Here is a 9,948-nt window from a genome sequence, read left to right as displayed (position 1 = left end):
ACCCATTTATTAACTTCTCTGCTAATTGTTGAACGCGCTCTATTTAGAGTTTTAGCAATGTAGGATTTTGATTTTTTTTCATCTAAAAGAGTCTCAATTTGTACTCTTTCTTTACGAGTAAGTCGTCTATGTTTTTTTACTGCCATTTTACAAATCTATAAATTTAGATTTGTTGCGTTAAGTTATTGAATGGAGGCTTAACAAATTGGCTCCATGAAACAGTAAATAAAATGAGTCCTGAAACTATCAAGTCTATAACTGGAAATCCTCATTATATTAATGCTTTCAATGCGGCATTATAAACTTAAATTTATGTTACAACTGGTATTAGAACAAAGATGTTAATAAAATTAAAGCTTCTAAAATATTGCTTAAGAGAAGAATTGGATCTTCTATTTTACTTAAATTCAAGAAATTTATAGAATTGAGAACGAGAAGGATTGTTTTATTCTCAATCTTACATAAGATTATTATTACAATAAATGGGTTTATCCGAAAATTCACAATAACCACAGGCTATAAGCTTGCCTTTCCAATAGATGAAATGAATTAGCCAGAAATTTTAACACTGATAAATTAGGTTTAAAATGAGTGTCTGACATAACATATATTAGGGTTAATAATCTTTACTTTGTCTTTTGATAATGGAAAGTTGTATAACAATAATCTTTCTGGAATTGGATTTTAATAAGATGAATATTTAATATGGGTAGAAATGAATTTAACAATGATAATTTTTAAAGTTTCACTCAGAAAAAAATGACATTATTATTTTTAATAATCAACAATTGGCACGGAAATTGCCTTTGTCAATAAGAATTGCAAAGGGAAGTTAAGAAATTTGTGACATTGATGAAATATAAGGACTTGAAATTTTTAACATTGAGTTGTGATAGTGTTAACGAATAATTTTTCGAATTAACAGTAATAAGTGATAATATTGTAGAGTCATTTCACATCAATTCAATAACAGTTTTAAATTTGAAGGAAATTATTTTATATAATCTTTAAAAGACTGAAAATCAAAATAGAATTGAGTGGAAAAATATAAATAAATAAAAGTTCATATTAAGTTTGGTTAGTTGATTTTGATTGGTTGTGGTTATCCAATCAAAAATAAAAAACCGTCACCGCTTGGAGACGGTTTTTTTATGCCTTTAACTTAAATATCTTGACTGCATTTTGATGGGTCATAATAAATTTAGCCACTCCTGTTTGTTTTATTAGAGTAATACTAAATGAATTTCAGAGTGGTTGATACTAAATTTGAATTATTTTTTTCTTTAGATGAAATAAAAAATATAAGCATAGCTCTAGTTACGGTTCTATTTTATATTGAAATATAAAGGAAATAGAAACTAGTTTAATCAATCGTTTTGATATTTATTCGGTATAATATAAGCTCCCATGTATAATGAACTATTAGAACAATCGGCACCCTGTATACAAAGGTCAAGGCTGATACGGAAAGAAATTTTCAGGATATAAAGATGTAGCAGAACGAATGAATTACCCCGAGGTAGGACCTCGAGGAATTCTATAGATTAAACCAGTTTCTCTTCAAGTTTTTTTGCTTTAGTATGTAGAATATTATTTTCTAAATGGATGTGCTGATGAAGGTCTTCTTCAAATTCTTGTAATTTTGAATACAAAGCTTTAAATGTATTACAAGCCTCATTTGGAGGAGTATAATTATTCGTTAATTCAGCAATTTTCTTAAAAATATCCCCTGCGTTTTCGTGCTCCTCTTCCATTACTTGAATAGGGTTTTGAATATTTTGAAAACCTGGTGTTTTATACACTTCTTCTCCTTTTTCTATTTGAACCAAATACTTGATATATGGGAATAATATTTTTTCTTCTTTTTGCATATGAAAAGTCAACTCCTCTGACACTTCTTTAAAAAGTTTTTGAATCTCAAGCAACTCAGTATAATGATGACCATGAACACTCACTACCTTATTTACATATTGATTTAATATTTCAATAGAATCTAACACATATTTATGATGAATATTTACAATATGATCGATTAAGAAATCTAAATTCCAACTCGCATAATTTTCTGCTTGATTTTTCACTTTGACGACATTTGAAAGATCCTCAAATAAAACATCATATTTTATTCCTTTTTTATTACAAACTTTAGCTAAAGATACACCTCCACCACAACAAAAATCTATACCATATCTCTTAAATACATCCGCTGTTTTAATATTATCTGAAACGATATCCGCAACAGTACACTCTTTTGTTATTGTCAACATAATTGTATTTTTTAATAAAAGACTAAATTGTCTTTTATTTGGCAAATATATATAAAAACAGATCATTAGCAAGTTCTCTTAGAAAAATTAACATTTTTACAACGAGATGAATCCATAAAAAAGTCCTTAAATATTGTCTAAATACGGGTTATTGAGCTTCCTAATAAAAATGAGGCTATTTTACTAAGCACATTTTATCTAACTCCGTTTAATTTTAATTCAATTGTTGTAAAAAATTAAAATATTGAGAATTTTTTGGAAACAATTTTATTAGTTGTAAAGTTATATTTTTAGCTTTCTCTTTTTCTCCTTTATTTGCATAATGATATGCCAATAGGTACAATAGACTTTCATTTTCAGGTAGTTTTTTCAAACCTCTTAAAATGGTAACTTCTGCTTTTGTTGAATTCTTGTTTAGGTCGTATAACAAACTTAAATTGTAATAAGTTCTCGGGTTATCGTCCATAAAAACGGTGGCCAATTCCATTTGTATAATTGCAGCTTCAGTTCTTTTTAATTCAGACAATAATAAACCATAAGAATAATAAGTGGCTCCGTAATTTGGTTCTTGTTTTATGATAGTTTTAAATGCTTGTTCAGCTTTTTCAAACTGACTATTTTGGTAGTATAAATTGGCTAAATTTGTTCTAGCCAAATTGTTAATATAATCGATTTCTAAAGCACTTTCATAACCTTTAATAGCTCCTAACAAATCTCCTTTTTTTAAGATGTAATTGGCTCTGTTGATTCTTCCCCCTACAAAATCAGAAATACCATCTAAATAGATAAAATATTCCTTTTTTACTTTTTCGTAAACGCTTGCATATTTTTTTGGAATATTTTTTTCATTCATAATAGCCAAGGCAGAAAAAGCTTTTATTCTAACAGCTCTTTTTTCGTCTATTAATAGCGGCAATAGATAGTTTACATTAGCTGGGTCAGAAATTTCATTTAAAGCATCTACGCTACTTGCTCTCACCAAAGGTGATTTGTCGTTTAAAAACTGCAATAATTGTTTTCGTACTATCGCTTGATTACTGTAATTAGGCAAATGAACAATTGCAGAAGCTCTGGCTATTTCAGGATAAATAGAATCTTTAGCTAATTTTAATAAAGAAGCTTGAGCATTTGGGGCTCCCTTAAGCCCAGGAATTAATAAATCTGAAAAATGATTGGTTTTAGGCGCTCCTTTTAGTTTTACTAACACATCTGCCGCCCATTCATCTGTTTTGTCTGTATGACAACCTACACATACATTTGGAGTGCCGTGAGCAACTGATAAATCGGGTCTAGGGATTCTAAAACTATGATCCCGCCTAAAATCGTTACCCATATAAAATCTTCCTGGCATATGGCAATTGATACACAAAGCGCCATCAGTTCCTTTTTGATGAAAGCTATGCTCTTCAGTATCGTATTTTTGAGGAATATGACACTGAGTACATAATTTATTCCCTTTAAATTTTTTTTCTAAAGAATGAGCATCATGACAATTGGTACAGGTTACATTGTAGTGGTACATTTTACTTTGTACAAAAGATCCATATACATAATCTTCATCTAAAATTTGTCCATCTGCATAATACGTAGGTTCTGTAATCAGTTGAGGATAGTAATGATCTAACATTGTTCCTTCAAAATTAAATCGATCGGTAAGCATTTCTCTTCGCATATGACAACGTGCGCACTGATCAACCAATTCTTTAGGTTGTGTTTTAAGAGTCATCTGTAGTGTGCCAGAATTTATATAATTTTCATCTAGTGTTTTCACATCAGAAACATGTTGTTTTCCCGGTCCATGACAAGCTTCACAACTTACATTGATCAGTGCATATTTAGTGTCGTAACTGTGATCTTCTTGTTTGTAGTTTTTACGAACGTTGGTAGAGTGACAATCAGCACACATGTTATTCCAGTTAAGTCCTCCTCTAGACCAGTGTAACCATTCGGAGTGTACCACTTTAAAATCTGGGTATAAGTCGAACCATATATTTTTCTGAGTATCCCAAGCTGTACGTAAACATTGGTAATGACCATCAGGGAATTTTACGATATATTGTTGTAATGGAGTTATCCCAAAAACATATTCAATTTTAAAATCGTGATTTTTTCCATCACGACCATCAGTATTTACATAAAATTTCCCATCTCTATTAAAAAATCTAGAAGTTACCCCCTGACTTTTAAAAATCTCACCCTTAAAATCTGCTAAGATTGTTTTTCGAGTCGCAATCTCCATGGATTTATCATGATGAGAACCTTGCCATTTTTTAAACTGATCTTGATGGCATTCTTGACAAGTTTTATCTCCTAGAAAATGAGCATCAGGAATGGAATCTGTTGAAGCAAAAATAGTTGTGTGTTTTGCAGTAGTAATTTTTTCATAAGTCTCTTTTTTGTTTTCAGAATTACATGAAATTAAAAACAGGAAAAGAACTCCAATTAAATTTAGGTTTTTTAAGGTCATTTGTTATATCTGAAAATTTTCATTTTATTACCAATTATTATTTAGCACATCTAAATCCTAGATTAAACAATGAAGTATCTGTAGAGTTTTTAGCTCTAAATGTAGTTGTAAAACTTTTTTCTAAAGCTTGGTCAAACATAAAAGATCCACCACGGGTGGTTCTTATATTTTGTTTTATAGGTTCTGGATTTGGGTTTCCTGGATAAGAAGTATAAACACTTTCGGTCCATTGCCAAACATTACCCACCATATCCGTTAAACCTGCTGGAGCTTCTCCATAATACCCGATAGGAGAAGTCAATAAAAATCCATCTTTAGCTGTTCTTTCTTGTACTGAAAATCCCTGCCAAACATTGGCCATATAATTACCGTCTTTTAATACGGTATTTCCCCAAGGATAAATATAGTTTCCTCCATTTTTTGCCGCAAACTCGTATTCAAACTCAGTAGGCAAACGTTTTCCTATCCAGCTTGAATAGGCCTCGGCATCATTCCAACTAACATGCGTTACAGGATGATTATCTAACGATTTAGGTTTGGTTTCACCCAATGGATATTCCCAGTTAGCACCTTTTAATAACTTCCATTGTGCTTGATCAAATGAAAACACTCCTGAATCACCAAATTTATCAGCTTCTGTTTTGTAATGTGTAGCTTCCACAAATTTTCTAAAATCAGCAACTGAAACTAAGTTTTTATCCAAATGAAAAGAAGCTACTTGTGTTTCAAAAACAGGAGCCTCATTAGACCCTCCATTTTCCGATCCTATTAGAATCATCCCTCCCTTAAAAAACATCATATTACTAGTAGTGTCTACAACTTTTACTACAGGTGATTTTTTTGTTTTTTCTTGAGTCTTTTCTTGGATTTTATTATCTTTTTTAGGACTATCTTTACAAGAAAGGATTAAAAATAAAGCACTAAAAAAAAGAATATTTAACTTCATGATACTGGATAATTTTATTAGTTATGCAATATTAATTTAAAAATTTAAGAAGATTTGAATTTATTAAAATAATCTAAAGCTTTTTCCTAAATATAGAGCAACTCTTAATAAGTTTTTTACATTTGACCAAAAACAATACCATGAATGATTTTTTACTGTATTTTGAATTAGGATATAGGCATGTTTTAGATATTCAAGCTTATGACCATATTTTATTTCTAATTGTTTTGGTGGTTTCTTTTTCGTTTAAGCAGTGGAAGAATATGTTGTGGTTGGTTTCTGTTTTTACCATAGGTCATACCTTTAGCTTGGCTTTATCTTCTTATAAAATAGTATATACAAATTCTGATTTAGTAGAGTTTTTAATTCCGTTAACAATTTTATTAACTGCGGTAAAAAATATTTTTACTGGAGTAAAAACAAATGCAAATTCTAAGGGATTGTTGTTTTTGTCGTTTTGCTTTGGTTGGATTCACGGATTAGGGTTCTCTAATTATTTTAAAATGCTAATTTCAGACTTAGATTCTAAATTTTTCGAACTAATAGAATTTTCTTTAGGAATTGAGTTGGCGCAAATTATTATTGTTGTTGTTATCGTTGCTTTATATCATTTACTTACGCCTATTTTTAAAATTTCTAAAAAAGATTGGATTTTGGTAATTTCATCTATTGTAATAGGAATTATAATACCGATGTTGATGGAAAGATATGATCCCTTTATAAAATACTTGTTTTAAATTTATTACTCGATAGTTTTTTGGCACTTTCCTTAAGATTCACGACTTTTGATATCTCTTAAGCCTAAATATTTTTTTTAGGATGTCTCTAAGTGAGAATTTATTACATATTATGACGAAAAAGAAACAATTAAAATACGATAAAGCGTATATCAACATGGCTTTTGAGTGGGGAAAATTATCTCATTGTAAAAGGAAACAAGTAGGAGCATTGATAGTAAAAGGAAGAATGATTATTTCTGATGGTTTTAATGGAGCACCGACAGGTTTTGATAATTGTTGTGAAAGCGAAAACGGAAACACCAAATGGATGGTTTTACATGCAGAGGCCAATGCTATTTTAAAAGTAGCCGCTTCTACGCAATCTTCAAAAGACGCTACTTTATATATTACACTGTCTCCGTGTAGAGATTGTAGTAAATTAATATTACAGGCAGGCATCAAACGTGTGGTTTTTGCGAATGCGTATAAAGATTTATCAGGTGTTGATTTTTTAATACAAGCCGGAATTGAGGTTGAACATATCGATGGTTATGAAGGATAAAAACAATTTCCCGTTGTATTTAGCATTTGCAATTGTATTCGGAATTTTTTTAGGCTCTACACTAAATTTCCCTTCGGGTACTAGTTTTTTTATAGGGAACAAAAGTGAACTAAAAATACAAAAACTCCTTCAGTTTATTGAGCAGGATTATGTTGACAAAGTAGATACAGAAAACATTTTAGACGATGTCATTACAGATATTATTTCTAATCTAGATCCTCATTCTGTATATTTTCCCAAAGACATTTATTCTGTGAGTCATGAAAATTTAAAAGGTAATTTTGAAGGAATTGGAGTGCAGTTTTTTATGCATAATGATTCGCTGGTTGTGACCCATGTAATTAAAGGAGGACCGAGTGCATTAGCCGGAGTTTTAGCTGGTGATAGAATTTTGATTGCTGATAAAGATACTTTATTCGCGAAAAAAATGAGTAATTTAGAGATTGTGAAAATTTTAAAAGGCCCCGCCAATACCTTTGTTGATTTACAAATTTACAGAAAAGGATTCGAAAATTTAATTCCAATTTCTATTAGAAGAAATAAAGTAGCCATCTTAAGTGCAGAGGTTGCCTATATGTTAAACGATAGTCTGGGTTATTTAAAACTAGATCGTTTTGCTGCTACCTCTTATGATGAAGTAAGTGCTCAATTGTTTCTTTTAAAAGTAAAAGGGGCTAAAAATTTAGTATTTGATTTACGTCAAAATGGAGGAGGGTTTATTCATATTGCAAATTCGATTATCGATGAGTTTTTAGAAGAAGGAAAATTGATTGTTTTCACGAAAAACAACAAAGGTAAAAAAGACGAGTTTTTCACCAAAAAAAAGGGGAGCTTTGAAGAAGGTATTGTGTATGTGTTGATAGATGAAGGTTCTGCTTCAGCAAGTGAAATTTTTGCTGGTGCTCTGCAAGACAATGATCAGGGCGTTATTATTGGGCGTCGTTCTTTTGGAAAGGGGCTGGTGCAAGAAGAAATGAAATTAGGAGACGGATCGGCTGTACGTTTAACAATTGCACGTTATTATACGCCAACAGGTAGATCTATCCAAAAGCCGTATAAACTAAATGATGGTGAAAATTATGCACACGATTATCAAAACAGAATTTTAAACGGAGAGTTGCTTTCTAAAGACAGTATAAAAGTAGTAGACTCTTTAAAGTATATCACCCCAAAAGGGAAGGTAGTATATGGTGGTGGAGGAATTATTCCTGATGTTTTTGTTGCAGTAGACACTACTTTATATTTAGAGAACAGATATTATTATAAATTGAATTCGTTTTCTTTTGAATATGCAGATAAGAGAAGAAAGGAAATGTCTGCCAAAGGTTTTGAAAATTACGATCAAGATATTTTACAGCAAGAAGAAATATTGGATTTATTTTTAAAAGAACTTGATTCAGAAGAAGTTTTGTCGAATGATAAGAGAGAAAAAATAAGTCATTATTTAAAAGCACTGATTGCAAGACAAGTTTTTAATGAAACAGCATTTTTTGAAATCAACGGGAGAAAAGACCTTATGTTATTAAAAGTTTTGGAATTAGATAGTATTCAATAAACCGTTGTTCATTTGGATGAAATTTTGACAATTCTAGTGAAATTTACACATATGTAAAATAATTTTTTTGAGTTAAAAAGCTGTTCTCTACTGTGTTTTCTATCGAAAATAACTCGAACGGACATCAATAATAGATTAAGAAATCCTAAAGACATAAGGGATATTCAATAATTTAAAAACAAAGCTGGAACTATTCTTATCTTTGTCTAAAACAAAAAATAATTTGGTCTCTAATAAGAAAATATATTTTGCTTCCGATCAACATTTTGGAGCTCCTACTATTGAAAAAAGTAAAATACGCGAGAAAAAATTTGTAGCATGGTTAGATATGATCAAAGAAGACGCTGAAGTAATTTTTTTGTTGGGCGATTTATTTGATTTTTGGTTCGAATACAAAAACGTAGTGCCTAAGGGCTATATTCGTGTATTAGGAAAGCTTGCAGAAATTAGAGATAATGGGGTGCCCATTCACTTTTTTGTTGGGAATCACGACTTGTGGATGGAAGATTATTTTGAAAAAGAATTGAATATTCCTGTTTACCACGAACCTAAAGAATTTACTTTAGGAAATAAAACCTTTTTAATTGGTCATGGAGATGGTTTAGGTCCTGGTGACTTTGGATATAAACGCATGAAAAAAATATTTACCAGTCCTCTTTGTAAATGGCTTTTTAGATGGTTACACCCAGATATTGGTGTTGCTTTAGGCAAACACTTATCCGTTAAAAATAAATTGATTTCTGGCGATGAAGATGTAAAGTATTTAGGTGCAGAAAATGAATGGCTAGTGCAATACTGCAAAGAAATTTTAAAAACAAAACACTATAATTATTTTGTTTTTGGACACCGTCACTTACCTATGACCCTTAAAATAGGAGAAAAATCTGAATATGTAAACCTCGGTGATTGGATTACTTATTTTACCTACGGCGTTTTTGATGGAGAAAAACTTGAAGTCTTTCCATTTAAGAATTAATTGAGTTTAGATACTAATTTTTCAATAAAAGAGAGTTGTTTTTTATGATAGGGCATTAAAATATTCTGAGTTAGTCATTTAGTTTCTGTATCTTAGTGTCATTAAATATAACAGTTAAGACCGTTACATAATGCTCTGATCAATTTTAGATTTCAATTTTGACTTTTTTAATCTAAAATTTATGTTTTTTTTCCTTATTTTCATTGTTTATGTTAGTTATGGATCTCTTTCTTGGTTCATTTTCCTTTAGTTTTCATAATTAGAGGCAATTATCCCTGGACTTCTATATAAATTGTAACAAATAGCTTCCATCAGATTTTGAGTATGCATTTTTTCCATACCTCTGTATCTTGCAATTCCACCTTTAAACCATAACTTTATTCCTCCAAAAGTTCGCTCCACTTTAAACCTTGTTTTACCAATTAATTTATTAAATCGTTTTTCCCATTTTGTCAA

8 protein-coding genes are annotated in these 9,948 nt (G+C 30.5%); 4 read left to right on the top strand and 4 right to left on the bottom strand.

Going from position 1 to position 9,948, the window contains the following annotated elements; translation table 11 throughout:
• Positions 1–1,544: 1,544 nt before the first annotated feature.
• From ric to V5787_RS10460, 3 genes are all read right to left on the bottom strand, one after another.
• Entirely contained in the window at positions 1,545–2,267 is a 723-nt protein-coding gene (gene ric / locus V5787_RS10470) for an iron-sulfur cluster repair di-iron protein (RefSeq protein WP_336893174.1), read from the bottom strand.
• 214 nt (positions 2,268–2,481) lie between these two features.
• Positions 2,482–4,734: a tetratricopeptide repeat protein gene (locus tag V5787_RS10465; RefSeq protein ID WP_336893173.1), complete on the bottom strand. Its 2,253-nt coding sequence runs from the start codon at positions 4,732–4,734 to the stop codon at positions 2,482–2,484.
• A 37-nt stretch (positions 4,735–4,771) separates the two neighbouring features.
• Positions 4,772–5,680 carry an SUMF1/EgtB/PvdO family nonheme iron enzyme gene (locus tag V5787_RS10460; RefSeq protein WP_336893172.1) on the bottom strand — a complete coding sequence of 303 codons (909 nt, stop codon included), beginning with the start codon at positions 5,678–5,680 and terminating at the stop codon, positions 4,772–4,774.
• A gap of 140 nt (positions 5,681–5,820) precedes the next feature.
• On the opposite strand from V5787_RS10460, the gene V5787_RS10455 reads away from it, so the two are divergent.
• From V5787_RS10455 to V5787_RS10440, 4 genes are all read left to right on the top strand, one after another.
• Positions 5,821–6,417 (top strand): HupE/UreJ family protein, encoded by a 597-nt coding sequence (locus V5787_RS10455; protein WP_336893171.1) that lies wholly within the window; start codon positions 5,821–5,823, stop codon positions 6,415–6,417.
• Between the two features lie 112 nt (positions 6,418–6,529).
• Complete coding sequence (locus V5787_RS10450) at positions 6,530–6,961, top strand: dCMP deaminase family protein (protein ID WP_336893170.1); 432 nt, start codon at positions 6,530–6,532, stop codon at positions 6,959–6,961.
• Positions 6,951–8,516, top strand: a complete 1,566-nt coding sequence (locus tag V5787_RS10445; protein WP_336893169.1) for a S41 family peptidase — start codon at positions 6,951–6,953, stop codon at positions 8,514–8,516. Before V5787_RS10450 ends, V5787_RS10445 begins: the two co-directional genes overlap by 11 nt.
• 202 nt (positions 8,517–8,718) lie before the next feature.
• Positions 8,719–9,492, top strand: coding sequence for a UDP-2,3-diacylglucosamine diphosphatase (locus V5787_RS10440; RefSeq protein WP_336893168.1), 774 nt, complete (start codon positions 8,719–8,721; stop codon positions 9,490–9,492).
• Positions 9,493–9,738: 246 nt separating this feature from the next.
• Here the strand turns inward: V5787_RS10440 and V5787_RS10435 are convergent.
• Positions 9,739–9,948, bottom strand: a 210-nt coding sequence (locus V5787_RS10435) for a transposase (RefSeq protein WP_336893167.1), incomplete at its 5' end; no start/stop codon positions are given.

This window comes from Flavicella sp. (genome assembly GCF_037132785.1).
Taxonomy (GTDB): Bacteria; Bacteroidota; Bacteroidia; order Flavobacteriales; family Flavobacteriaceae; genus Flavicella.
Note: the sequence above shows the minus strand (reverse complement) of the source record. Positions and strands in the feature narration are given on the sequence as shown.

What these genes read in the sequence shown, in the direction of transcription:
- ric (WP_336893174.1), bottom strand. Translation starts at nt 2,267, where the DNA reads ATGTTGACAATAACAAAAGAGTGTACTGTTGCGGATATCGTTTCAGAT.
- V5787_RS10465 (WP_336893173.1), bottom strand. Translation starts at nt 4,734, where the DNA reads ATGACCTTAAAAAACCTAAATTTAATTGGAGTTCTTTTCCTGTTTTTA.
- V5787_RS10460 (WP_336893172.1), bottom strand. Translation starts at nt 5,680, where the DNA reads ATGAAGTTAAATATTCTTTTTTTTAGTGCTTTATTTTTAATCCTTTCT.
- V5787_RS10455 (WP_336893171.1), top strand. Translation starts at nt 5,821, where the DNA reads ATGAATGATTTTTTACTGTATTTTGAATTAGGATATAGGCATGTTTTA.
- V5787_RS10450 (WP_336893170.1), top strand. Translation starts at nt 6,530, where the DNA reads ATGACGAAAAAGAAACAATTAAAATACGATAAAGCGTATATCAACATG.
- V5787_RS10445 (WP_336893169.1), top strand. Translation starts at nt 6,951, where the DNA reads ATGAAGGATAAAAACAATTTCCCGTTGTATTTAGCATTTGCAATTGTA.